Source organism: Enterococcus pallens ATCC BAA-351 (genome assembly GCF_000407485.1).
Lineage (GTDB): Bacteria > Bacillota > Bacilli > Lactobacillales > Enterococcaceae > Enterococcus_A > Enterococcus_A pallens.
This window is the reverse complement of the sequence record NZ_ASWD01000003.1, coordinates 644663-668870: the sequence shown is the minus strand read 5'-3', so window position 1 is coordinate 668870 and position 24208 is coordinate 644663. Positions and strand designations below refer to the sequence as shown.

Sequence of the window (24208 nt, the reverse complement as noted above, 5' to 3'; positions counted from 1 at the left end):
TTCATGGTGACTGGTTGATTTTCCTGAGTTTTTTCGACATCCAGATGATTCTTTCCTTGTCTAAAGACGTTTGCCTATGCTAGAATAACCCTACTTTAACTATAGAAAGGTTCGTAGACTTGTGGAATCCATATACTTAGATCATGCAGCCACCAGCCCGATGCACCCTGATGTGATTGCGACGATGGCTGATATTATGCAAAACTATTACGGCAATCCCTCCAGTATTCATCACCTAGGTCGTTCAGCTTCTCAAAAGCTGGAAGAAGCGAGAGAAGTAATTGCCAAAAGCTTAGACGTAAAGCCTCACGAGATCATTTTTAACAGCGGTGGAACAGAAGGGGATAACACCGCAATTTTAGAAACAGCTTTTTCGCGCCAATCCGAGGGTAAACATTTGATCACCACTCAAATCGAGCACCCGGCAGTATTGAACACGCTACGCTATTTGGAGGATAAGGGCTTTGAAGTGACCTATTTAGCCGTGGATCAAAAGGGTCGCATTTCTCTTGATGAGCTGAAGTCAGCTTTGCGGAAGGATACCATTTTAGTTTCTATTATGTATGGCAACAATGAGATTGGTAATTTAATGCCGATTAAAGAAATCGGCGAGTTGTTGCAAGACCATCCGGCTTATTTCCACACCGATGCGGTTCAAGCATATGGCAACCAAACGATTCATCCTCATGAGCTAGGGATTGATTTGTTGAGCACCTCAGCCCACAAGGTTAACGGACCACGAGGTGTAGGTTTCTTATATAAAAACGATGCTATTCGGCTGCCTTCGCTGCTTCATGGTGGTGAACAGGAAGAAAAACGCCGGGCCGGAACCGAAAATCTGGCAGGGATCTGCGGCTTTGCTAAGGCAGTCGAACTATTGACAACAGAAGAACGGGAAAAACGCGGGAAGACCTATCAGCAATTTACTGAGCTTGTTTTGCAGGGCCTGAAGGATGCTCAAGTGGATTACCAGGTAAATGGTGATCTGGACCACAAGCTGCCTCATATCCTGAATTTGCGTTTGAAAGGAATTCCCAGCGACCTGCTGCTGATGAAATTGGACTTGAAAGGCATCGCCATTTCTACAGGTTCAGCATGTACTGCAGGTAACGTAGATCCTTCGCATGTGTTAGAAGCCATGTACGGAAAGAACGCTCCTGAAGTAAAAGAATCTGTACGGGTAAGCTTTGGTTACGGCAATACAGAGGCCGAAGTGCAGCGCTTTACCCAAGAACTTGTCGCAGCGGTTCAACAACTAAGAAAGTAGATTGAATTACGCGCCTGTTCCCTCTATAATAATAGGTAAAGAAAAAAGAAGAGGTGAGCGCATGGCTTTTGCAAAAACAGCCACAGTAGAAGGTGCGAAGGTAATTTACAGCTTGGCACCAACTGCTAAAAAATACACATTACGAGATAACGGATTTACCGAAACAACCTCGGGAAATTTCCAATTAATTCGTCCGTTAGATGCAACACCCCAAAGTAAAGAAGGCTTCAAATTAAAGATTACTGTCGCAAAGGACTTGCAGCAGTTAAAAATGTCGATTACTACTGCCAATGGATTGAAATCCGTGAATATTTTTAAGGATGACAACCATGCACTGCTACAAGAGAAGTTCTACTTCTTAATGGATGGCATGATTGATCGTGGACTTTTTGTAAAAGTTGAAAACTAACCAAGAAAACAATTTCTGTCAAATTTTAGACAGAAATTGTTTTTATTTGTTCCTCAAAAGGTTCAATTGGAAAAGAATATGGTACACTAAAGACAGTTATCTTTAATTGAAAAGAAGGTGGAACATTGGGGCGAAAAATACAGACAATGGTGCATCATAAAATTATTTCTGAATTTCGACATTTAACAGGTCTGACAATCGCAGTAGACGATTGTGCTTATCTGGCAAGGAAATATCGATCATTCGGAGTAGAAGATTATATCATTGCACACTATGAGGGAAATAGTTATTTTACTCGATACATACAATACTACGTGGACTTGCTTCCTTGCTGGGAGTACAAGAAGGATTATTTAATCCCGTTGATTTTTCGCGAAATGCCAGATACCCAAAGGATGTTTCAAGAGCCTTATCGCTGGGAAGCTTTTTTCAGGTTATTGGATTGGTATTTAACCTATCAGCCGGAGAAGGTACTGATTAACTGCCAAAATAAACAAGGTAAAAGACAGGTCGTCGATACGGCTTTCTTGATTTTCCGTCTGTGGGAAATTTGCGACGGAGCAGCCTTTCCAATTGGCAACTTAAATAACCTTTCTGAATTCCAGCACTGGGATCACATTTTCCATTTAATCGATACTGGGAAATCATTTCGCAGAACCACAGATTTTAACCCTGAAAAAATTGAAGACTTAACTCAGCTTGAAGTAATTATTGGAATTATAAAAATGCGTTACCAAGCTATTCTGGAAAGACAAGGTTACCAGCTGAATTAGCTCGTAGCCTTTTTTGCATTTTTAACGTAGACTAAATGTGAGGCGGAGAAAAAATGAACATTGAATTGGGACAAAAACGAGTGCCGGCAATTGGTTTGGGAACCTGGCACATGGGTGATGAAATTGGTAAGCGGCAACAAGAGATCAAAGCGCTGCGGGCAGGGCTGGATGCCGGAGCACGAGTGATTGATACAGCAGAAATGTATGGCGACGGACGCTCTGAACGACTAGTAGGCGAGGCGATTGCACCGTATGATCGGACTAGCCTGTATTTAATCTCTAAATTTTATCCTTGGCATGCCGATAAGGACAATCTGCAGTATTCTCTAGAACAAAGCTTGTCACGTCTGCAGACGGATTATTTGGATTTGTATTTGCTGCATTGGCCTGGTAGTGTGCCTTTGGAGGAAACAGTGAATGAACTGGAACGTTTGAAAAAAGCTGGCTGGATTCGCCAATGGGGGGTATCTAACTTTGATACTAGTGATATGCGGGCGCTATATAGTATACCTAAAGGGAAAGGCTGCCTAACGAATCAAGTGCTTTACAATTTAGCCAGTCGGGGCATAGAATATGACTTGCTGCCATGGATGCGGGAACATCAATTACCGCTGATCGCATATTCACCGATTGCACAAGGGGATACATTAGGTGCCCGTTTACAGGACAATCCTGTTTTGCAGGAAATTGCTGCCAACCACAAGGCCTCTATTTTTCAAGTTTTATTGGCCTGGGTGATTCGGGACGGCAAGACCTTGGCAATTCCGCAATCAGGAAAAGCGCAGCATGTATTAGATAATCTTCAGGCATTAGACATTCAACTATCTGCCGTGGAGTGTGAGCTGCTTGATCAAGAGTTTCCTAAGCCAACCACGAAACAACCATTAGACATATTGTAGGTGAGTGAAAATGAAATTTTTTATTGGCGATACCCATTTTTTTCATGAGAATCTGTTAGGGGACAATGATTTTGCGCCTCGTTTATTTGACACGGTGGAAGAGATGAACCAGCAGCTGATTACTAGCTGGAATGCCGTAGTAAAAGAAAAAGACACCGTTTATCATGTTGGGGATGTAGCGATGCACCCTAAATATGAAAAAGGCAATCAGGAAATTTTGGCGCAAATTTTGCAGTTGAACGGGAAGATTGTCTTTATTAAAGGTAATCATGATTCTCGCGCTTTCCTTAATTTTTTAGCAGCCAATGATCCGATGCTGCCAGATGGAACCCCTAAGTTTGAGTTCCATGATGTAGGTACAATTGTTAAGTTCAACCATCATCAGTATTATTTGACCCACTATCCTATGCTCTTAGGGACTACGTTGAACATTCGTAACCTTCATGGACACATTCATCATTATAGTATTCCGATTGCTGAAGACATTAATGTTGGTGTCGATGCACCTGAGCGGGATTTTTTGCCCAACAAGCTGCCTTTTGGCACACCACTTTCCGAGCACATGATTGATATTATCGCCGAAGCTAAAGCGAAGGAAATGGAAAAACTGAAATAAAAGTAGAAAAATGGGCACCTTTGACTGATGAAAGTCGAGGTGCTCATTTCTTTTTTTATTCCATTGCGGTCCGAATTTCCTGATAGGCCTGCTTCGTTTTCTGCGGTCTTTTACTAGTAAAATAATAATCTCGGTCATAGGTTTCAATCACTAAGATCGGTTTTGACTCATTAATAATCAATAAATCGGCTGGCTTGCCGTTTATCCGAAATTTTCCCATCGCATACTGATCCGTCGCAAGTCCATTCGTTCGAACCCCTTTGCCAGGTAATTTTTCGATTAATTCCAGCTTTTGAATATTGGGCAGGGCAATCGCCCGTTCTCGAAAAAATGGGCCATCCAAAGTAACCTTTTGAGCATCTACTGTGTAAACAAAAGGATCAGGATCATAATCTAAAATGAACATCGGGACGATGGTGATGATCAGGGAAGCCATTAGTATCACACCAACCAAGCCCATTAAAATTTTCCCGGATTGGGTTGCCAGATTAACAGATAGATTCAATCCAATACGATCAGGTACCATGAAGCGAGTATCATTAGGGTTATAATAAACGCCATAACGCCAGTAATAGTCGTCTCCCTGATAACGAAAGTCTTTTGCTTGAGCCAACAAACGGTCCTGTTTTCCCCGTAAAGCCAGTAACCAGCCAAGACTGAAAAACACGATAAACAGCAGCAAGCCAAGACTGAAAAACACGATAAACAGCAGCAAGCCAAACTCCAAAAATGTCAGCAAAGCAAACTGATTTTGCCACCGTTCCACCGCCAATAACGGTAAATAGATAGTCAAGGGCAGGATCATTCCAATAACGACCATTATAAGGGCCCAATGATGTTTGGTTAAATCATTATATTGTCGGTTAATTTCCTGATCATTGGTTAAAGCACGTACGGGTAAACGCCCAACAAAGTACCAACCGCCAACCATGATTGCTTCAGAGAAAAGGACAACCAAAAGAACGACTAGGCTGTCAGGAAAAGACCGAGTTAGGAAAAAAAGTCCGAGACTTAGTGCGCCAGCCAGCAGGAACCACTTCCAAGATACCATTTGAACATTTTTATCCCGCACTAGCTGCGTATTGATTTGTACGGGAGCAACATCTAGGTGCCACTGATTGTCTTCAATTAATTGACGCATTTTGCGAATGTAGCGAATTTGCAAACCATAACCAGCACCAATTGTTAGAAAAAGCATTACGAAAAACAGCAGCATGAACCACGAATCCCGAATGGGCAATAATAGCGGGGTCTCTATGATGCTTAACAGTAGAGCCGTTTGAAATTGACGTTTTCTGTAACGCTTAGCTAAAGCTTTTACCTGTGGATTATCCAGCTGACTAGGTGGGAGCGTGTTCTCGATAATCACATGATTATGCGGTTTTGCGGCCAAAGATAAAGTAAAGGCCATAATCAAATTGCAAAAAACTAAAGTGCCCCACATGAATAGGTTCATTGTTCTCTTCCTTTCCGAAAGCTGGTTAAAATCTCATCAATCAGTTGTTTAATTTCTGCTTCACTCGTACCTGATAGGCTCAGCTCAGCCAGCAGCAGAGTGAGGGCCGCAGCCTTTTCTCCTTTTTTCTCAACAGGCAATGGTGCGACTAAGGTTCCTTTGCGACGGTCTGTAATTAGATACCCTTCTTCCTTCAGCTGCTGATAGCCCTTTGAAACTGTCATGGCGTTCATTCCCAGCTCGTCCGCGATTTGACGTACGGTAGGCAGCTGTTCATTCGGCTTTACTTCACCCTTAGCTATACCAATAATAATTTGTTGGCGCAACTGAAGGTAGATAGGTTCCTCCGAATGGGGATCAATTTCAAGAATCATCCTCCTCAACTCCTTTGTATCATTTATATTAATACGAGTAATACAAAAATGCAAATGCTCAAAATTCCCTGAAAAACAAATTAGTTTAACGAAAATTTAAAGGTTTAATGTTTTTGCACCCAAAAGAGTATAATTTATCGTATAATACGTGTTACTGAAAAGTTGCGACCTTCAAATCGTAGAGTTTTCGGAATCTAGATTGAAATGATGGTGATACTGTGGCAAACAGCAACACAAGAGTCGTCGTGGGAATGAGCGGCGGCGTGGACTCGTCAGTTACAGCTCTTTTATTAAAAGAGCAAGGCTATGACGTAGTAGGAATTTTTATGAAAAACTGGGACGACACTGATGAAAACGGTGTGTGTACCGCAACTGAGGATTACAAGGATGTAGCGAAAGTGGCTGCCCAAATTGGTATTCCTTATTACTCAGTCAATTTTGAAAAGGAATATTGGGACCGTGTTTTCGAATATTTCTTAGCAGAATATCGGGCTGGACGAACACCTAATCCAGATGTGATGTGCAATAAGGAAATTAAATTTAAAGCCTTTTTGGACTACGCAATGGATTTAGGAGCAGATTATGTAGCAACTGGCCACTATGCTCAAGTTAAAACCGATGAAAACGGCGTTGTGCACATGCTGCGAGGGATTGATAACAATAAGGATCAAACGTATTTCCTAAGTCAGCTTTCACAAGAACAATTGTCAAAAACTATGTTCCCGCTAGGCGGCATGGAAAAGTCAGAAGTACGAGCAATTGCTGAACGTGCTGGCTTGGCTACTGCGAAGAAGAAAGACTCTACAGGAGTTTGCTTCATTGGAGAAAAGAACTTCAAACAATTTTTAAGTAATTACTTGCCAGCTAAAAAAGGCAACATGGTTACCTTAGAAGGTGAAATTAAAGGACAACATGATGGATTAATGTACTACACGATTGGTCAACGCCAAGGACTTGGAATTGGCGGCGGCGGTAAAACCCAAGAACCATGGTTTGTTATCGGCAAAGACTTAAGCACCAACACATTGTACGTTGGCCAAGGCTTCCATCATGAAGCATTGTATGCGACTAGTTTAGATGCCAGTGAAATTCACTTTACTACAAATGAAGACAAGCCGAAGGAATTCCGGGCAACAGCGAAGTTCCGTTACCGTCAAACCGATGTACCAGTTACTGTTTATTTAGAAGAGGGCAATCGTGCCAGAGTCGTCTTTGATGAACCTGTTCGGGCAATTACACCAGGTCAAGCAGTCGTTTTCTATGATGGGATGGAATGCTTAGGTGGTGGCCTAATTGACCATGCCTATAAAGAAACCAAAGTATTGCAATACGTATAAAGCACTACCCTTCAATCGAAATTAAGCAAACAAGCAGGAAATGCCTACTTTCGAAAATATGTTTTGCCAGACAATCTTTCCATGGATTGCCTGGCTTTTTTTCGTAATAGAATAGCAGGAGAAAAATTTTTCAACAATTAATGAGAATTAAATTAAAATATGCTATAATAACCATTAAAAAAGGGGTGGTATAGATGGCAGGATTTGATTTTTTTGTCGTTGCCTTGTGCGGTTTGTGCGGAGTAATTACTGAATATAGTGGACTGCTGTTTTATCGCGAACGGGAATTTGCTTATTTAATGCTGGGATTGTGCAGCGGGTTAGTATCTGTTTCCATTTACTCTTATTATTTTGCTGGAAAGGAAATTTTAGTCTGTACATATCTTTACCTTGCTTTTTGGATAGTTAGCGGATTGATTTTGATTTGGAAAGCCAAATACTCTAGGGTGAAAAACACATAGGCAGCAATAGATTGTGCATAAAATCACTTATCATTCTTTCGCCTTTATGATAAAATGATTAAAAAGGAGTGATTCCCCATGAGTTTAGTAAATTTATACGTAGTACTTATGTGTGGGCTTGGTGCCATTATTTCTGGTTATAGTATTCTATTAATGAATCGTGACTTCAAATTGAGATATGTCTGGATTTGCTGTTTTAGTGGAATGTTGTCTATAGTATTATATACGTATCATTTTGAAGCTCAGGAACCCTTCTCAATTATGTGTCTCTATTATGGCAGTTGGCTATTTAGTGCCTACTTCTTTACTAAGAAAATGAACGCTTAAAGCAAAAAGCATTGTCCTACTTATGGGCAATGCTTTTCTTTTCCTTTTGATGATAGATCTCTGTCTCAGCGATTTCTTTAGTATTGCGATGAACTGAAAGGTAATTAACCAATACCAACAATGAGGTAGATAGAAACACTCCTCGGTAGCCAAAAATTGAAGAAACGCTTGATCCAATCATAGGGCCCACTACATTGCCTGCGGCCTGGAAGGATTGATTATAGCTGAAAATCCGACCAGCAGCATGTTGAGGTGAATATTTTGTAATCAAGGTTTGTACCGCTGGCAGCAAACAAGCATCAGAAATGCCCACTAAAAAGCGCAGAAACGCCAGCTGCCAAACATTTTGAACAATTGCCATCGGAAGATACACCACAATCGCAAACAGTAAGCCAATACCTAAGATTTTCTCGCTGCCGATTCGGTCACCTAAGCGTCCTAAACGAGGTGCAGCAATTAAAGTAGCAATCCCTGGAATTGAAGCAATAACACCACTAACAAAGGTTACGTTCCCATGATTGTGCATCAATTGACGAATGTACAAGCTGATAATCGGGCTGATCGAATTATTAGAGGCTTGAATAATCATGGTGGTAAGAAACATACCAAGAATTAAATGTGGGTATTTCAATTCGCGGAGAATTTGCTTGGCTGGAATCATATCCTTTTTTTCAACTGGCGTAAATTCTTCATGAACGAAAAAAGTACTTAGTAGAAAAACTAAAAAGAGGATAGCGCTGGTAATAAAAAAGGTATAGCGATAACCAAAGATGGAGGCAGTTGTTCCGCCAACCAGCGGACCTAAAAGATTCCCAGTCACAGAACCGGTGGCCAATGTCCCTAAGACCTGTCCGCTTTTTTCTCTAGGAGTACCCGTCGCAACCAGAGCAGTTGCATTACTAATGTAACCTGAGAAAATACCCTGCAGCAGCCTTAATCCAATCAGCTGGTAAACATTAGTTACCAACCCCATCAAGCCGATGACTATGGCCATTCCTAATGAAGCCCGCAGCAGCATCAACTTCCGTCCCTTTTGGTCTGCCAGACGTCCCCAAAGTGGTGAGACAATTGCTGTAATCAAGAAGGTAGAGGAAAAAGTAACCCCGCTCCAAAGATTCAGCTCCTGACTGGTGTAATGACCTAGCGTATCAATATACAGAGACATAAAAGGCATAACTAAACTAAAACCGATCCCTGCCATAAACGTTCCAAACCATAACACAATTAAAGTCTTTTGCCAGGTTGGACGAGGCGGAAATAGTCGTTTCTTAAGTTGTTCTGACAAAACGTTCTGCCTTCTTTCATTTAGACTCAAACGTTTCTATTATAAACCTGAAAAATAAATTATCAAATCCCTTAGTACTGTGATAAAGTATAATTAAGAAAAACGCAAAAATGTTGTGCTAAACTAAAGGAAAAGAATACCAGTAAACAGAACGCTTGAAAAAATTTGACTGAATGCATTATGATGACAGTGGAAAGAAGGGGTGGGAATGTACCAAGTTATTACCATGTATGGTGACAATGAACCATGGTGGTTTTTTGAAGATTGGAAGGAAGACATCACTGAAGAGAAGCAATTTGATGATTTTGAACAGGCAGAAGACTATTTTGAAGAGCGCTGGGGCGCACTATCTCAAAATTTTACATATCATAATGCAAAAAAGAATTATTTGAGCGCCTTTTGGAACGATGAAGACGAGCGTTGGTGTGAAGAATGCGACGATTATCTTCAACAATACTGGGGTTTAGCACTTCTAATGGATGATCAACCAATCTCAGTAGAGAGCAGAAAGGAATCATATGAAACAGCTAATACTAGCGGAAAAGCCAAGTGTTGCAAAAGATTTAAGCAAGGTGCTTAACGCAAATCAAAAACATAAGAACTATTTTGAGGGACCCACTGTAATTGTAACGTGGGCTCTTGGTCATTTATTGAGCCTAAAAATGCCTGAGGATTTGAACAAGGAATGGCAAAGCTGGCAAATGGAGACCTTGCCGATTATTCCTAAATATATTGGCATCAAACCATTGCCTAAAACCAGGGCGCAATTAAAAACGATCCAACAGCTGGCCAAACGCAGCGATATCTCTGAAGCAGTCATTGCGACTGATGCTGGAAGAGAAGGAGAGCTGGTGGCTCGCTGGATTTTGGAGTACGTAAAATTCAATAAACCGGTGAAACGTCTTTGGATTTCTTCACAAACACCTAAAGCCATTAAAGACGGCTTCAACAAGCTGAAACCAGCCAAGGAATATGACAATCTTTACTATTCAGCAGTGGCTAGGGCCAAGGCTGACTGGCTAGTAGGCTTAAACGTAACTAGAGCATTAACCGTTAAATACGAAGACAGCCTGTCTGCTGGACGAGTTCAAACACCCACACTATCCTTGGTGCGTCAGCAGGAAAAGAAAATTGAAAAATTCCGTCCACAAAACTATTTTGTGATTTCCCTGCAAGTCGAGGGTCAAAAAGCTAAACTGAATCAAAAAAATCCTTACAGCATCACCGAACGGGAAAAAGCTGAAGCCTTAGTTAAAGAATTAAGCCAGCAAAAAGGAACGGTTACCGATATTTCAGAAAAAGAAAAGGTCGAACCGGCACCGCTGCCTTATGATCTAACCGAAATCCAACGGGAAGCCAATGCTCGCTACCAATTCTCTGCTAAGAAAACTTTGGCGTTAGTCCAAAGCCTATATGAAACGCATAAGATCGTTACCTATCCGCGAACAGATAGTAAATATCTGACGAGCGATATGAAGGCAACCATGAAGGAACGACTTCAGGCTATCAGTGATTTCGCTCCGGAAGTCAAGCTATATCTTAAAAACGGTGGACAAGTGAAGCAGCAGCGTGTCTTCCAAGACAGCAAAGTAACCGATCACCATGCGCTAATCCCGACAGAACAACGTCCGCGCTATGAAAAACTATCAAATGACGAGCAGCGGATCTATTCTATGATCGTTACCCGCTTTTTAGGCTTGTTTGCAGACGCTCACAAGGAAAGCCAACAAAAAGTAACTGTTACTTTCGGCAAGGAAACCTTTACCTTCCGTCAAAGTAAGGTTCTTGTAGCCGGCTGGAAGAAAATGGAAGAAGAAAAACCAGCGATTCAATGGAAGAAAGAGCAGCGGATTGTCCCTGATTTTACCATTGAAAAAGCGTTGACTTCACCGCCTAAACCGCTAAATGAAGGTACTTTGCTGGCTTTAATGGAAAAACACAGCTTAGGAACACCTGCAACTCGAGCAGAAATTATCGAAAAACTGATTAAGTCAGAATTAATGGAACGCACACCAAGCGGCCTGCAGGTCTCGCCAAAGGGCAAACAGCTGCTGGAGCTGGTAAATCCATCATTGGTGACACCAGAATTAACTGAAAAATGGGAAAAACAACTGGAAGCCATTGCTAAGGGCAACTACTCCAGCAAGCAATTCTTGAAGGAAATTGAAGAAGATACTAAGAAGCTGGTTCAAGAGGTTAAACAAAGTGAACAGAAGTATCAAGACTTCTCAATTACCCAAAAGAAATGTCCTGAATGCGGCTCTCTGCTGAGAGAAAAAAATACACGCGATGGCAAGATTTACAATTGCACCAACGCAGAGTGCAACTACCGCCGCCGTAAAGAACCGAAAGTTTCTAACCATCGTTGTCCGCAGTGTCACCGTAAAATGGAGATTATTGACGGCAAGAAGGGTTCTTACTTCCGTTGCAAGTATGACGGTACTACTGAGAAGATGTTGGACAAAAAAGAACGCAGTAAGAAAATGAGTAAACACGAAGAACGTCGCCTGCTGCAGAAAGTCAATCAAGAAGCTGAGCCGCAGGAAAGTGCTTTGGCGCAAGCGTTAAAGGCAGCCATGGAACAAAAATAGTGATGAAAGGGCCGACAGAAATGTCTGCTCTTTTTATTTAAAAAATAATTCTGTAATCGATTTCGCTATTTTTATCTACCGCTGGTTATTTCACTAAAAAAGCGGTATAATAGGCATTGGTTTATACCACTTCTTTTTAGGAGGTGCTCAAATGAAAGCAAGAAAAGACGAAGTGTTAGAACTTTTGAAGGAACAAAAGCGTGAAATGACCGCTCAGGAACTTGCTGACAAAATGTCAATGGACCGAACCAATATCAGCCGCTATTTAAATGAGCTGACGAAAGAAGGTTTGGTACGAAAAATCGATGGGCGTCCTGTTAAATTTCAATTCGTTGTCCAATCTACCGAAAACCATATTACTTTTGATAATTTAATTGGTCGAGAAGAATCCCTAAAAAGCCAAATTCAAAAATCAAAAGCTGCTATCCTATATCCGCCACGCGGACTCCACACGATCATTTTCGGTGAAACCGGCACAGGGAAAACAATGTTTGCTGAATGTATGTATCGTTTTGCTGTATCCTCTGGAGTCCTAGATGCTAGTGCGCCCTTTATTACTTTTAACTGTGCCGATTACGCTCAAAACCCACAACTATTATATGGTCATATTTTTGGTGTAAAGCGCGGTGCCTTTACTGGAGCTGAAGAAAGTCGTGAAGGGCTAATGGCTCAAGCAGATGGGGGAATTCTCTTCTTAGACGAAATTCATCGCTTGCCTCCTGAAGGACAAGAGATGCTGTTCACCTTTATTGACAAAGGTATTTTTCGTCCCTTGGGTGACAGTCAGGAAAAAACCGCCTCTGTTCAGATTTTAGGTGCAACCACAGAAACCAGCTCCACCTTTTTATCCACCTTTAATCGTCGAATTCCCATGCAAATTGAATTGCCTTCATTGGCTGAACGTTCATTAGACGAACGCTTAGCGATTATCAAAGAGTTTCTACAACAGGAAGCCAATCGCTTAATGGAAGAAATTGCCATCGACAAGCGCAGTCTACTAGGTTTTCTATTGTATACGGCTGAAGGAAATATCGGTCAGCTGAAGCGAGACCTTAAACTGGTCTGTGCCAAAGCATTTCTGCATTATCAAACCAACAGCGACATGGATAAGCTGATGATTACCGAAGAAGATTTACCGGTAAATGTCCAAAAAGGATTATTGAAAATGAAGGAGCAGCCTGATTTAGGTCCGTTCTTAGATAAGAAAAATCTTTACATGAGCTTTAAGCCAGGTACAGAAGAAGTAGTCTGGGGGCAAGATCCGGCGAAAAGTATGGAGGTTTATCATTCCATCACTGACAAGCTGGATACATTAAATCAGGAAAACTTGACCGAAATTGATTTAGAAGAACTGATTTCCAATGATGTGGATCAGTATTTTGAAACGTATGTGGAAGAACTCTCTCATACAAACGCTTATCGGGAAATTATACCTGATGATCTTTGGCGTTTGACCAATGAGCTCTATGAAGTTGCTTCCGAAAAGCTACAGCGAGAGTATGATGAGAAGGTTCGCTTTGCCTTTGCTTTACATTTAAACTCTACTATAGAAAGAATCAAAGTCGATCAAATCATTCCTCATCCGAATTTAAACGAAATTCGGAAAAAATATTCAAAGGAATTCCAGCTGGCGATTGAATTATCGGGACGTATTGAAGAAGAGTATAATATATTGATTCCGTTAGATGAGATTGGCTTTATCACTATGTTTCTCACGATGGAAATTAGTGAAGACAAGCATCCTGACGAACGTCAAGTAGCAGTGATAGTCGTTATGCATGGCAAATCAACAGCCTCCAGTATGCTGGAAACCGCACAGGATCTGCTGGGAACGAAAGACGGAATTGCCTTCAACATGCCGCTGACTGTAAAAACTGAGGAAATGTATGCGACGATTCGAAATTACATTGCTGCTGAAAAAGATCGTTTCTCAGAAGGGATTATTTTACTAACCGATATGGGGTCTCCCAATAATTTCGGAAATTTAATTTATCATGAGATGGGGATTCGAACCAAGGTAATCTCCATGGCAAGTACGATGTTAGTGCTGGAAAGTCTTCGATTAGCCACCTTAGGCCGTTCCTTGGAAGATATTTATCATAGTGTCATTACCGTGTTTACCAATATGATTCAACTAGAAGACCCCGTTCCTAAAGATGGCAAACGGGTGATAATCGTTGCCTGCTTCACTGGCGAAGGAGTCTCTAAACGTTTGAATCAAGTAGTTTCTCAGCTAGTCGACAACAATGAATTTGAAATTATTCAAATGCAGTCACTGGAACGAGAAAGCTTCAAGCACCGGATTGATCAGCTGATTACGCATAAGGAAATTGCTGCAATCATTGGGACGATGGAAATTCATTACCAACAGATTCCGTTTATTCCAGCCTTAAATCTGTTCAATCGTCAGAAAATCCTAGAGTTTCAAGATATTCTTGGAACAAAAATTTCTTTGCCAGAAATGGTAGAATCCTTAACCGAGGATTTTGCTCCGGACATTGCGGTTAGTGAATTGTTTTTTGTAACCGAAGAAGCCATTCAGCGCATCCGCAAAAGTCGCGGACTAATTATTGATACCAATGTATTGCAAGGCTTGATGATTCATATTGCTTTTCTGGTAGATAAAATTAAAAAAGGCTTACCAAGACCACTATTCAATGAAGTGGAAAGCTATCGTCAGCAAAATATTTCGATGTTTGCAGAGGTTTCCTTGCAACTAAAACCAATTGAAGAACAGTTTGGTGTTCAATTAACGGATGACGATAAAGCCTATATCGTAAAAACACTTTTAGACAACAGCATTGAACTAGAATTGCACAGTGTGTAATTCTAGTTTTTTTGTGTGTAAGTTGGAAACCTTATCATAGCAGCCTCTGTGCAAGCGAAAAGTTGGCACACTACTTGCTTTATATAAAAGTGAAAATAAAAAAATCTTGAAGGAGTGTTCTACCATGAAAAGAATTATGTTAGTTTGTTCTGCAGGAATGAGTACTAGTCTATTGGTTACCAAAATGGAAAAAGCAGCTGAAGAAAGAGGAATGGAAGCTGATATCTTTGCAGTATCTGCTTCAGAGGCTGATGGAAAATTAAATGACACAGAAAATCCAGTGAACGTTCTGTTGTTAGGACCGCAAGTTCGTTTTATGAAAGCGCAATTTGAAGAAAAATTAGCTGGCAAAAATATCCCATTAGAAGTTATCGACATGAAAGACTACGGCATGATGAATGGTGAAAATGTCTTGAATACAGCGATCGCTTTGATGGATCAATAAGAAGGGGTTATCAAGATGAGCGACGTAATGAACCAAGAACAATTAGAAGCTGTCATGGGCTTAATCATGAATTCTGGCGATGCGAAAAGCAGTGCGATGGAAGCAATTCAAGCAGCTAAAAAGAATGACTTCGATCTAGCTAGAGAAAAGCTTGCTTCCGCAGATGAAGCGCTAATTGAAGCCCATCATGCACAAACAGGTTTGTTAACTAAAGAAGCCAGTGGCGATCCAATGACTGTAACGTTATTAGCAGTTCATAGTCAAGACCACTTAATGACAAGTATTACTTTTAATGATTTAGCTAAGGAAGTAGTCGATATTTATCAACGCCTTGCTGACGAGTAGGAGATGATCATGTGAAGCTGCCGCAAAATCAAGCAACTCTGCAAGCGGTAACGAAATTAATTGAATATGCTTTTAATAAAAAGCAGCCAATTATCGAGAACGCATTGTTTCTCTCTCGTTATCACCATGCAGATTGTTTTGGCACTTTCAACAAGGAACAGCTAAGCAGCTTGGTAATGAGCAATCATTTTCAAGCCAAGATTTTCGCAGGAACTGTACCGATGTCAGGGATAGGTTATGTAGCAAGTTATCCTGAATTTCGCGGAAGCGGCGGTGTTTCTGAGCTGATGCAGGAAATATTAACTGACTCATACGAAAATGGCGTGGTCATCTCTCAACTAGCTCCGTTCTCTCAACGCTTTTATCGACAGTTTGGCTATGAGAATACCAGCAAACAAAAGCATTATCGGATTCCTGCAGCAGCGTTTGCTTACGTAGACAGTGAAAGAACTGGTGAGGTTCAACGAGGGACTTGGCAGGAATTGAAGCCGCAGATTCAAACGATTTATCACCAAGCCTTGAAAGGTCAAGTTGGTTCGGTGGAACGGGAAGAGTGGTGGTGGGAACGACTGCAGGAGTATTATCCACATCGTTTCTATGCAGCTTGCTTCGATCAGAATCATCAACTGCAAGGATATCTAATTTATCGCTTGCAGGGTGATACGTTCTTAGTAGATGAACTGGTCTATTTAAATGGCTTTGCTTTAAGAAAGTTACTAACGTATATGAAGGCACATGTGTCGTCCTTCGCTTGGTTTTACTATGCCGGCCCCGCTCACGAACGCTTGGAAGAGTTATTTTCTGAGCAAGAGACATTAGAAATTTCGATTAAACCTTATATGATGAGCCGAATCGTCAATTTTTCGCAATTATTTCGTCATATACCAATTGATGCCGAGGCCATTATTGTAGAGGTAACCGAAGACCGACAATGTCCTTGGAATGTAGGGAAATGGCAGGTAACGTCAAACCAGTGCCAAAAGGTTGAAGGTAAACAAGCAGATGTACGAGGAACAATTCAAGCCTGGGCAGAGTTGTTATTAGGTGATTTAACTTTGCAAGAAGGTTGTTTCTTAGACAAATTCGAAGTAACAAATCAAAAAATGATGACGGTCTTTCCACAAGGCAAACAATCATTTTACGATTATTTTTAGAAATAACTACATTACTAACGGAATAGGATGCCAGTCCAACTTTTGGCAGTCAGCAAAAAAGAGCAATCAAAGCATGAATTGTTCGCTAGTAAGAAACAGAAATATCTAGTTGGATGGTATGCGTGGTGAGAATCAAAAACATTTTTCTAGAAGAAAAATGATTACATTATTAACGAACTAGGAGGAATTTTATAATGGATGGATTTATTAATTTTATGGAAAGACGTTTCATCCCGATTGCGTCTAAAATTGGGGCGCAGCGTCACTTAGTAGCAATTCGTGACTCATTCATGGTAACCATGCCGTTGATGATTTTAGGTGCATTAGCCGTAATGATCAACAATTTATCGTTAACCATTCCAGCTTTCGGAGACTTTATGAATGGCATCTTCGGCGGCGAATCATGGAAAGGTTTCGGTGGAAGCGTTTGGAACGGTACTTTTGGTATTCTATCTGTCTTTATTGCCTTTCTAGTTGCCTATAACTTGGCGAACAGCTATGGCAAAGATGGCGTTTCAACAGGTGTTGTTTCTGTAGCCTGTTTCTTCACACTAGGTGCAGCTACTAGTGGGATGAACTCTAGTGGTTTATTCGTAGCTTTAATCGTAGCAATTGTCGTTACTGAGTTATTCCGTCGCCTATTGGGTAATCCTAAACTAGTGGTTAAAATGCCTGATGGTGTTCCGCCTGCAGTAGCTAAATCATTTGCAGCGCTGTTCCCAGCAATGATTACTATTTCTTTATTCGGTTTAGTTGCAGCAGTTATCGCTAGCTTTGGTGTTGAAGATATGTTTGCTTCATTCTACGCAATGGTACAAGAACCATTCATGGGCTTGGCAAACTCTTACGGTTCAGCTTTACTAATTGCTTTCATTACACCATTCTTATGGTTCTTCGGTTTACACGGTGCTAACATGATCGACCCATTCATGCAAGCAATCAATGCACCAGCAATCGAAGCAAACATGGCAGCACTTAGCGCAGGTAAAACAGCTCCTTATATCGTAAACAAACCATTCATCGATTCATTCGTTAACATGGGTGGTACCGGGGTAACACTTGGTTTGATTATCGCAATTTATTTAGTAGGACGTAAACATAAAGCCTTTATGGTAGTGAATAACTTAGCAGCAGCTCCAGGTGTATTCAACATCAATGAACCATTAATGTTTGGTTTACCATTGGTATTGAATCCAATTATGTTCATTCCATTTATCCTAACTCCAATGGTTTGTGTGACAACAGCTTACTTTGCAACCAAATTTGGTTTAGTGCCACCAGCAACTGTTATGCCACCATGGGTAACACCACCAATCTTAGGTGGATTCTTGGCAACACAAAGTATCGCAGGTGCCGTATTATCAGCAGTAAACTTAGCAATCTCAATCGTTATGTACGTACCATTCGTAATGCTTTCTACTAAACAAGAGCTAAAACGCGAAGCAGCACAATAAATCTAAGAAAGGATTCAAGGATCAATGGATTCTTGAGTCCTTGTTTCTTGTAAGATAAAATAAAACTAGCAAAAGAAAGTCAGGAGAAAACTATGAAGCAATTTCCAACAAATTTTTGGTGGGGCGCAGCCACCTCAGGACCGCAAAGCGAAGGTCGTTTTAACAAGAAACATGCCAGTGTATTCGATTATCATTATGAAATTGAACCAGAAGCTTTCTACAATCAAGTAGGACCGGATACTGCATCGAACTTTTACAACAGCTACAAAGAAGATATTCAAATGATGCGTTCTATCGGCATGAACAGCTTGCGTACCAGCATTCAGTGGAGTCGTTTGATTGATGATTTAGAAACCAACACAGTTAATGAAGACGCTGTTCGCTATTACAACGATGTAATCAATACGATGCTGGATCAAGGAATGACACCAGTTATGAACTTGCATCATTTCGATCTGCCAGTGGAGCTGTTTGATAAATATGGCGGTTGGGAATCAAAAAAAGTTGTTGACCTGTACGTTGGTTTTGCTAAGCGTTGTTTTGAATTATTTGGCGACCGAGTGAAATACTGGGCAACGCATAATGAACCAATGGTAGTAGTCGAAGGGGAGTATCTTTTCCAATTCCATTATCCTAATATTGTTGATGGTAAAAAAGCTGTTCAGGTGGCCTACAATTTAAATCTAGCTTCCGCTAAAGCGATCAAAGTCTTTCGTGAATTAGCGATTGAAGATGCGCAAATTGGAACAATTTTGAATTTGACTCCAACTTATGCCGCTTCAGACAGCGATGCAGATCAGGAAGCGGCCAGAATTGCCGAGCTTTGGAACAATAAAATGTTCTTAGAACCAGCCGTTTATGGACATTTTCCGGCTGAATTAGAGGAACTATTAGCGAAGGACAAAGTGTTGTGGGAAAGTACGGATGAAGAAAAAGTAATTTTGAAAGAAAATACAGTCGATTTCTTAGGGGTGAATTTCTATCATCCAAATCGAGTAAAAGCACCTGATGTGGCACCAAACTCGGTAGGGTCATGGATGCCAGATCGTTACTATGATGCCTACGACATGCCAGGTCGTCGTGTGAACCTGGATCGCGGCTGGGAAATTTATCCCAAAGCATTGTATGATATTGCCGTAAATATTCGTGAGAATTACAAAAATATCCCTTGGTATGTATCAGAAAATGGGATGGGCGTTTCTAATGAAGAGCGTTTTAAGAATGCAGAAGGTATGATTGAAGACGATTACCGCATTGACTTTGTCCAAGAGCATTTAGAATGGCTGCATAAGGGCATTGAGGAAGGTTCAAACTGCTTTGGCTATCACATGTGGACCCCAATTGACTGCTGGTCTTGGTTAAACGCTTATAAAAATCGTTATGGCTTTATTTCTAACAATATCCATACACAAATCAAAACGGTGAAAAAATCTGGTCACTGGTTCAAGCAAGTTGCTGAACAAAATGGCTTAAAAGACTAAAATCAAGGAGGCACCACATGAAAAGAGAACTAGGCGTATCAATTTATCCTGACCACAGCGACCCGCAGGAGGATCGTCAGTATTTAAAAAAAGCGGCGGAGCTCGGCTACACCCGCATCTTTATGAGCATGCTGGAGGTAACCGATGGTAAGGATAAGGTTCGTGAAAAATTCCAAGGAATTATTGGCTATGGAAAAGAATTGGGATTTGAGACCATCTTGGATATCGCACCAGCCATTTTCGACGAGCTGGAAATTTCTTACGACGACTTAAGCTTTTTTGCAGAATTAGGGGCAGAGGGCATTCGTTTAGATGAGGGCTTTGATGGAAATAAAGAAGCTATGCTGACGTTTAATCCACAAGGTCTGGCGATTGAATTGAATATGAGTAATAATGTTGCTTACTTGGAAAATATTTTGTCCTATGAAGCCAACAAACCATTTTTGTATGGCTGCCATAATTTTTATCCTCAAAGCGGGTCTGCTTTGCCATACGATTTCTTCATCTCTTGCAGCGAACGTTTTAAACGTCAAGGAATTAAAACGGCGGCTTTCATTACAAGTTCAGCAGCACAGTATGGTCCCTGGGATGTGAACGATGGATTGCCGACATTGGAAATGCATCGCCATTTGCCAATTGATTTGCAGGCTCGTCATATGTTTGCTACTGGATTAATTGATACAGTGATTATTGGGAATGCATATGCTTCAGATGAAGAGCTAGCAAAGGTCGCAGCAATTGATCGTTACAAACTAAGTCTAAGTGTTGAACTAGTCTCAGAAATCAACGAAGTGGAAAGCAAGATTATCAACTATGATAAACATTTTCGCCGCGGAGATATTACAGCTTCCATGGTACGTTCAACCCAAGTTCGGGTAAATTACAGCGAGGTTGCAAATCCTCCTCATGACAATGAACAAGAGTTTCAAGTGGGGGATGTAGTTATCGGCAACGATAAATTTGGTAAATACAAAAATGAGCTGCAAATTATCTTAGAACCCCATAGCGATGACCGGAAAAATCTAGTCGGCAGAATTCCACAGGACGAATTAATTATGTTGGAATTTTTACGTCCATGGGTGAAATTTCAGTTTGTTCCTAAATAAAATCAACAAAAATTAAAAATCGATGAAATTTTCTAGTTGACAAACCCTTTGACCCGGTGTAAAGTTAAAAACAACTTAATCAAACGACAATGAAAAGAAGAGTAGCAGGTAAGTTGCTTTTAGAGAGTCTCTGGCTGGTGAAAAGAGACAGCAGTTAGTTGTGAACCACATCTTTGAGTCGGCTAGTTGAAGCAAGTAGGCTAGTCCGGGAGGGCCCGTTACAGCTGTGGTCAAGTTGACCAGTGGAGATTGCTTGTTGTGAGACAGCAATGAAAAAAGGTGGAACCGCGTAATTTACGTCCTTTAGTCATTATGACTAAGGGACTTTTTTTATTTCACCAAGCTGGCATTGACCCAAAGAGGCTTTTTCTGTAAAGAATAAGCAAACAAGAGGTGGAACCACGTTTAACGACGTCCTCTGGCAGACAGCCAGGGGACTTTTTTTATTTTAGGGAGGAACATGCAGGATGAATTATTTAATCGAAGTTATGCCGCAACTATTAACCGGTGCCAGTACGACATTGAAATTATTTTTATACACCATTATTGGCTCGCTGCCATTAGGAATTTTACTTTCCTTTGGATTATCCAGTCGGTTCAAACCAATTCAATGGATTTTGCAATTATATGTTTGGATCATGCGCGGAACGCCATTATTGCTTCAATTAATCTTTGTCTTTTACGGTCTGCCGCTGGTAGGAATCGTATTTGACCGCTTTGAAGCAGCACTGTTCGCATTTGTTTTAAACTACGCAGCTTACTATGCTGAAATTTTCCGTGGCGGGATTCAATCGATTCCGTTGGGTCAATACGAAGCGTCCCGCGTTTTAGGTTTGACGCCTTTTCAAACGATTACCCGTATCATTATTCCACAGGTAGTAAAAATTGTTTTACCATCTGTCGGTAATGAAGTAATCAACCTAGTTAAGGATACTTCGTTAGTCTACATTTTAGGCTTATCTGATGTAATGCGAGCAGGGAAGATTGCGATGGAACGGGATACTACTTTACTACCATTGCTAGGAGTTGCTTTAATCTATCTAGTGATGACAGGAATTGCTACAGTAGTGATGAAGCAATTGGAAAACCGTCTAAACTACTATCGCTAATATGTGAAAGAGGAGAACCTACATGATTGAATTAAAAAATGTCAATAAATCATTTGGCAATAAAAAAGTAATCAATAACCTAGACCTAGTTATTCCTGATGGACAAATCCTTGCCATTGTTGGACCATCTGGTGGGGGGAAAACAACATTGCTGCGAACGTTAGCCGGCTTGGAAAAAGCAGATAGCGGAACCTTTTTACTGGATGGGGAACCTTTTGATCCAGCAGCTGACAAACAAACTGAACAAGTCGTTGGTGTGGTATTCCAAGATTTTCAGCTGTTCCCACATTTGAATGTAATGGATAATATTACTATCGGACCAAGACTTGTTTTAAAACAAGACAAAGAAACCTATACCAATAAAGCTAAGAACCTTGCTAGTTTGTTAGGGATTGAAGAGCTGCTAAACAGCTATCCTTTCCAGCTATCTGGTGGTCAAAAGCAGCGGCTGGCAATTGCAAGAGCAATGGCGATGAATCCCAAAGTGTTAGCTTACGACGAACCCACCAGTGCCTTAGATCCAGCACTGCGGCAGCAGGTAGAAAGTTTGATTTTGGAACTGAAAAGCGACGGTGTGACGCAAATTGTGGTTACCCATGATTTAGTTTTCGCTGAAAACATTGCTGATAAATTATTGAAGGTTGAACCAATTAAATAATTGCTTTAAATAAAGTAAAACTTAAATCGAGGAGGAAGTAAGAATGAAATTGAAAAGATTTGTAATGGGTGCAGCAGCATTATTAACGGTAGTGGCTTTAGGAGCATGTGGCAAAAACGATGATGATAATACTTCAGAGGGCAGCTCGTGGAAGCAGATCGAAGAATCGAAAAAAATCACGATTGGACTAGATGACACCTTTGTACCAATGGGCTTTAAAGATGAAGATGGAAAAACGGTTGGTTTTGATATCGATTTAGCTAACGCAGTCTTTGAGCAATATGGAATTAAACCAACCTTCCAGTCAATTGATTGGTCTATGAAGGAAAATGAGTTAGACAATGGAACCATTGATTTGATCTGGAATGGCTATACTATGACAAGTGCCCGGGAAAAGAAAGTAGCTTTTTCAAAACCATATGCTAAAAATGAACAAGTGATTGTTGCAAAAAAAGACAGTGGAATTACCAAGGACGAAGACCTAAAAGGCAAAATATTAGGTGCGCAAGAAGGTTCATCTGGTTATGAAGGCTTCAATAACGAACCAGAGAAATTAAAGGATCTGGTTGATACAAACGATGCTACTTTATATGCTAGCTTCAATGAGGCTTTCATCGATTTAGAAAGCGGCCGAATTGACGGATTGCTGATTGACCGTGTTTATGCTGATTACTATTTAAAGCAAGCAGGAAAAACCGCTGACTTCACCGTCTTTAATGCCGGCTTCAACAATGAAAACTTTGCTGTGGGTGCTCGTAAAGACGACACAGAACTAGTGGATAAAATTAACGAAGCGTTTGATAAACTTCAAGAAGATGGTAAATATGGAGAGATCTCTGAAAAATGGTTTGGTGAAAAGTGGAGTCTTCCTGAAAAATAATTGAATATAGGCGAGCGGAGTAGTTCGCCTATTTTTTATACTCAAAAAATCAAAAAAATGGGGGAAGTATAATGAAAAAATGGGTTGCGGGAATATTGGGATTGGTTATGGTACTGAGCTTATCTGCTTGTGGTGAAAAGGAAACCAGCGGTGACGACAGCTGGAAAAAAATTGAAGAGTCAAAGAAAATCACGATTGGCTTAGATGACACCTTTGTTCCACTTGGCTTTAAAGATGAGGATGGAAAAACAGTCGGCTTTGATATTGATTTAGCCAAAGCAATTTGCAAAGACTATGGGATCGAACCAACCTTCCAGCCAATCGATTGGTCCATGAAGGAAAATGAACTAGACAATGGAACGATTGATTTAATCTGGAATGGCTACTCAGTAACACCAGCTCGAGAGAAAAAGGTAATGTTCACGAAGCCTTACGCTACCAATGAACACATCATTTTGACTCGTAAGGACAGTGGGATTACAGAACGTGAACAAATGAAAGGCAAGATCTTGGGAACACAAGAAAGTTCTTCCAGCTACGAATCCTTCTTGAAAAAACCAGAGTTTCTAAAAGACTTAGTAAAAGATGAAGATGCCATTCAATATGCCAGCTTTAATGAAGCATTTATGGATTTGGAAAATGGGCGTTTAGATGGCATCTTAGTTTCGGTTATTTATGCCGAATACTATCTGAAACAAAATGACAAGTTGGATGATTTCAACATATTCAATCCTGGTTTCCAAGGTGACAGCTTCGCGGTTGGTGCTCGTAAAGGGGACAAAGCACTGGTAGAAAAGTTAAACCAAGGCTTTGAAAAATTAGAAGAAGATGGCCGTTACGCTGAAATTTCAGAAAAATGGTTTGGGACTGCTTGGGAAATCCCAGAAGAATAAAGCTTAAAGACCAGCTTTTTCCACTTAATAACCGGAAAAGTTGAAGAAGTAGCAAAAAGAG

24 protein-coding genes and 1 other annotated feature are annotated in these 24208 nt (G+C 40.7%); of the genes, 21 read left to right on the top strand and 3 right to left on the bottom strand.

Annotated elements, in window-relative coordinates:
* The first annotated feature begins 121 nt into the window (after positions 1 to 121).
* From I588_RS15760 to I588_RS15740, 5 genes are all read left to right on the top strand, one after another.
* Positions 122 to 1267, top strand: coding sequence for a cysteine desulfurase family protein (locus I588_RS15760; protein ID WP_010759757.1), 1146 nt, complete (start codon positions 122 to 124; stop codon positions 1265 to 1267).
* 61 nt (positions 1268 to 1328) lie between these two features.
* Positions 1329 to 1676 (top strand): DUF1831 domain-containing protein, encoded by a 348-nt coding sequence (locus I588_RS15755; RefSeq protein WP_010759756.1) that lies wholly within the window; start codon positions 1329 to 1331, stop codon positions 1674 to 1676.
* 125 nt (positions 1677 to 1801) lie between these two features.
* Positions 1802 to 2449: a hypothetical protein gene (locus I588_RS15750; protein ID WP_010759755.1), complete on the top strand. Its 648-nt coding sequence runs from the start codon at positions 1802 to 1804 to the stop codon at positions 2447 to 2449.
* A gap of 53 nt (positions 2450 to 2502) precedes the next feature.
* Positions 2503 to 3348 carry an aldo/keto reductase gene (locus I588_RS15745; protein WP_010759754.1) on the top strand — a complete coding sequence of 282 codons (846 nt, stop codon included), beginning with the start codon at positions 2503 to 2505 and terminating at the stop codon, positions 3346 to 3348.
* Positions 3349 to 3358: 10 nt separating this feature from the next.
* Positions 3359 to 3964: a metallophosphoesterase gene (locus tag I588_RS15740; RefSeq protein ID WP_010759753.1), complete on the top strand. Its 606-nt coding sequence runs from the start codon at positions 3359 to 3361 to the stop codon at positions 3962 to 3964.
* 55 nt (positions 3965 to 4019) lie between these two features.
* On the opposite strand, the gene I588_RS15735 is transcribed toward I588_RS15740, so the two are convergent.
* Positions 4020 to 5420, bottom strand: a complete 1401-nt coding sequence (locus I588_RS15735) for a PH domain-containing protein (RefSeq protein WP_010759752.1) — start codon at positions 5418 to 5420, stop codon at positions 4020 to 4022.
* Positions 5417 to 5794: a GntR family transcriptional regulator gene (locus tag I588_RS15730; RefSeq protein ID WP_010759751.1), complete on the bottom strand. Its 378-nt coding sequence runs from the start codon at positions 5792 to 5794 to the stop codon at positions 5417 to 5419. Before I588_RS15730 ends, I588_RS15735 begins: the two co-directional genes overlap by 4 nt.
* A 218-nt stretch (positions 5795 to 6012) precedes the next feature.
* Here I588_RS15730 and mnmA point away from each other — a divergent pair, with 218 nt between their 5' ends.
* From mnmA to I588_RS15715, 3 genes are all read left to right on the top strand, one after another.
* A complete protein-coding gene (mnmA, locus tag I588_RS15725; RefSeq protein WP_034694446.1) occupies positions 6013 to 7131 on the top strand; it encodes a tRNA 2-thiouridine(34) synthase MnmA in 1119 nt (372 codons plus the stop codon).
* A gap of 194 nt (positions 7132 to 7325) precedes the next feature.
* The gene (locus I588_RS15720) at positions 7326 to 7592 is read left to right on the top strand and encodes a hypothetical protein (protein ID WP_010759749.1); all 267 of its coding nucleotides are present in this window, start codon (positions 7326 to 7328) and stop codon (positions 7590 to 7592) included.
* A 78-nt stretch (positions 7593 to 7670) separates the two neighbouring features.
* A complete protein-coding gene (locus I588_RS15715; protein WP_010759748.1) occupies positions 7671 to 7919 on the top strand; it encodes a hypothetical protein in 249 nt (82 codons plus the stop codon).
* A gap of 16 nt (positions 7920 to 7935) precedes the next feature.
* Here I588_RS15715 and I588_RS15710 read toward each other — a convergent pair whose 3' ends face one another.
* Complete coding sequence (locus tag I588_RS15710) at positions 7936 to 9204, bottom strand: multidrug efflux MFS transporter (protein WP_010759747.1); 1269 nt, start codon at positions 9202 to 9204, stop codon at positions 7936 to 7938.
* Between the two features lie 208 nt (positions 9205 to 9412).
* Between I588_RS15710 and I588_RS15705 the strand changes: the two genes are divergently transcribed.
* From I588_RS15705 to I588_RS15645, 13 genes are all read left to right on the top strand, one after another.
* Positions 9413 to 9784, top strand: a complete 372-nt coding sequence (locus I588_RS15705; protein ID WP_010759746.1) for a DUF1033 family protein — start codon at positions 9413 to 9415, stop codon at positions 9782 to 9784.
* Positions 9723 to 11795 carry a DNA topoisomerase III gene (locus I588_RS15700; RefSeq protein ID WP_010759745.1) on the top strand — a complete coding sequence of 691 codons (2073 nt, stop codon included), beginning with the start codon at positions 9723 to 9725 and terminating at the stop codon, positions 11793 to 11795. Before I588_RS15705 ends, I588_RS15700 begins: the two co-directional genes overlap by 62 nt.
* Positions 11796 to 11946: 151 nt before the next feature.
* Positions 11947 to 14622, top strand: coding sequence for a sigma-54-dependent transcriptional regulator (locus I588_RS15695; RefSeq protein ID WP_010759744.1), 2676 nt, complete (start codon positions 11947 to 11949; stop codon positions 14620 to 14622).
* A gap of 124 nt (positions 14623 to 14746) precedes the next feature.
* Entirely contained in the window at positions 14747 to 15067 is a 321-nt protein-coding gene (locus I588_RS15690) for a PTS sugar transporter subunit IIB (protein ID WP_010759743.1), read from the top strand.
* A 15-nt stretch (positions 15068 to 15082) separates the two neighbouring features.
* Positions 15083 to 15412 carry a PTS lactose/cellobiose transporter subunit IIA gene (locus I588_RS15685; RefSeq protein WP_010759742.1) on the top strand — a complete coding sequence of 110 codons (330 nt, stop codon included), beginning with the start codon at positions 15083 to 15085 and terminating at the stop codon, positions 15410 to 15412.
* Positions 15413 to 15423: 11 nt separating this feature from the next.
* A complete protein-coding gene (locus I588_RS15680) occupies positions 15424 to 16566 on the top strand; it encodes a GNAT family N-acetyltransferase (protein WP_010759741.1) in 1143 nt (380 codons plus the stop codon).
* 194 nt (positions 16567 to 16760) lie between these two features.
* On the top strand, positions 16761 to 18020 hold the full coding sequence (locus I588_RS15675) for a PTS sugar transporter subunit IIC (RefSeq protein WP_010759740.1): 1260 nt from the start codon (positions 16761 to 16763) through the stop codon (positions 18018 to 18020).
* 92 nt (positions 18021 to 18112) lie between these two features.
* Positions 18113 to 19501 (top strand): glycoside hydrolase family 1 protein, encoded by a 1389-nt coding sequence (locus I588_RS15670; RefSeq protein WP_010759739.1) that lies wholly within the window; start codon positions 18113 to 18115, stop codon positions 19499 to 19501.
* 17 nt (positions 19502 to 19518) lie between these two features.
* Positions 19519 to 20607 carry a DUF871 domain-containing protein gene (locus I588_RS15665; protein ID WP_010759738.1) on the top strand — a complete coding sequence of 363 codons (1089 nt, stop codon included), beginning with the start codon at positions 19519 to 19521 and terminating at the stop codon, positions 20605 to 20607.
* Positions 20608 to 20687: 80 nt separating this feature from the next.
* Positions 20688 to 20914: a binding site (T-box leader), on the top strand.
* Between the two features lie 160 nt (positions 20915 to 21074).
* Positions 21075 to 21716, top strand: coding sequence for an amino acid ABC transporter permease (locus tag I588_RS15660; RefSeq protein ID WP_010759737.1), 642 nt, complete (start codon positions 21075 to 21077; stop codon positions 21714 to 21716).
* 22 nt (positions 21717 to 21738) lie between these two features.
* On the top strand, positions 21739 to 22374 hold the full coding sequence (locus tag I588_RS15655; protein WP_010759736.1) for an amino acid ABC transporter ATP-binding protein: 636 nt from the start codon (positions 21739 to 21741) through the stop codon (positions 22372 to 22374).
* A 43-nt stretch (positions 22375 to 22417) separates the two neighbouring features.
* On the top strand, positions 22418 to 23254 hold the full coding sequence (locus I588_RS15650; RefSeq protein WP_010759735.1) for an amino acid ABC transporter substrate-binding protein: 837 nt from the start codon (positions 22418 to 22420) through the stop codon (positions 23252 to 23254).
* 71 nt (positions 23255 to 23325) lie between these two features.
* Positions 23326 to 24147, top strand: a complete 822-nt coding sequence (locus I588_RS15645; protein WP_010759734.1) for an amino acid ABC transporter substrate-binding protein — start codon at positions 23326 to 23328, stop codon at positions 24145 to 24147.
* Positions 24148 to 24208: the final 61 nt, after the last annotated feature.

What these genes read in the sequence shown, in the direction of transcription:
- I588_RS15660 (WP_010759737.1), top strand. Translation starts at nt 21,075, where the DNA reads ATGAATTATTTAATCGAAGTTATGCCGCAACTATTAACCGGTGCCAGT.
- I588_RS15740 (WP_010759753.1), top strand. Translation starts at nt 3,359, where the DNA reads ATGAAATTTTTTATTGGCGATACCCATTTTTTTCATGAGAATCTGTTA.
- I588_RS15730 (WP_010759751.1), bottom strand. Translation starts at nt 5,794, where the DNA reads ATGATTCTTGAAATTGATCCCCATTCGGAGGAACCTATCTACCTTCAG.
- I588_RS15670 (WP_010759739.1), top strand. Translation starts at nt 18,113, where the DNA reads ATGAAGCAATTTCCAACAAATTTTTGGTGGGGCGCAGCCACCTCAGGA.
- I588_RS15700 (WP_010759745.1), top strand. Translation starts at nt 9,723, where the DNA reads ATGAAACAGCTAATACTAGCGGAAAAGCCAAGTGTTGCAAAAGATTTA.
- I588_RS15695 (WP_010759744.1), top strand. Translation starts at nt 11,947, where the DNA reads ATGAAAGCAAGAAAAGACGAAGTGTTAGAACTTTTGAAGGAACAAAAG.
- I588_RS15735 (WP_010759752.1), bottom strand. Translation starts at nt 5,420, where the DNA reads ATGAACCTATTCATGTGGGGCACTTTAGTTTTTTGCAATTTGATTATG.
- I588_RS15685 (WP_010759742.1), top strand. Translation starts at nt 15,083, where the DNA reads ATGAGCGACGTAATGAACCAAGAACAATTAGAAGCTGTCATGGGCTTA.
- I588_RS15705 (WP_010759746.1), top strand. Translation starts at nt 9,413, where the DNA reads ATGTACCAAGTTATTACCATGTATGGTGACAATGAACCATGGTGGTTT.
- I588_RS15650 (WP_010759735.1), top strand. Translation starts at nt 22,418, where the DNA reads ATGAAATTGAAAAGATTTGTAATGGGTGCAGCAGCATTATTAACGGTA.
- I588_RS15745 (WP_010759754.1), top strand. Translation starts at nt 2,503, where the DNA reads ATGAACATTGAATTGGGACAAAAACGAGTGCCGGCAATTGGTTTGGGA.
- I588_RS15645 (WP_010759734.1), top strand. Translation starts at nt 23,326, where the DNA reads ATGAAAAAATGGGTTGCGGGAATATTGGGATTGGTTATGGTACTGAGC.
- I588_RS15715 (WP_010759748.1), top strand. Translation starts at nt 7,671, where the DNA reads ATGAGTTTAGTAAATTTATACGTAGTACTTATGTGTGGGCTTGGTGCC.
- I588_RS15665 (WP_010759738.1), top strand. Translation starts at nt 19,519, where the DNA reads ATGAAAAGAGAACTAGGCGTATCAATTTATCCTGACCACAGCGACCCG.
- I588_RS15755 (WP_010759756.1), top strand. Translation starts at nt 1,329, where the DNA reads ATGGCTTTTGCAAAAACAGCCACAGTAGAAGGTGCGAAGGTAATTTAC.
- I588_RS15720 (WP_010759749.1), top strand. Translation starts at nt 7,326, where the DNA reads ATGGCAGGATTTGATTTTTTTGTCGTTGCCTTGTGCGGTTTGTGCGGA.
- I588_RS15690 (WP_010759743.1), top strand. Translation starts at nt 14,747, where the DNA reads ATGAAAAGAATTATGTTAGTTTGTTCTGCAGGAATGAGTACTAGTCTA.
- I588_RS15655 (WP_010759736.1), top strand. Translation starts at nt 21,739, where the DNA reads ATGATTGAATTAAAAAATGTCAATAAATCATTTGGCAATAAAAAAGTA.
- I588_RS15675 (WP_010759740.1), top strand. Translation starts at nt 16,761, where the DNA reads ATGGATGGATTTATTAATTTTATGGAAAGACGTTTCATCCCGATTGCG.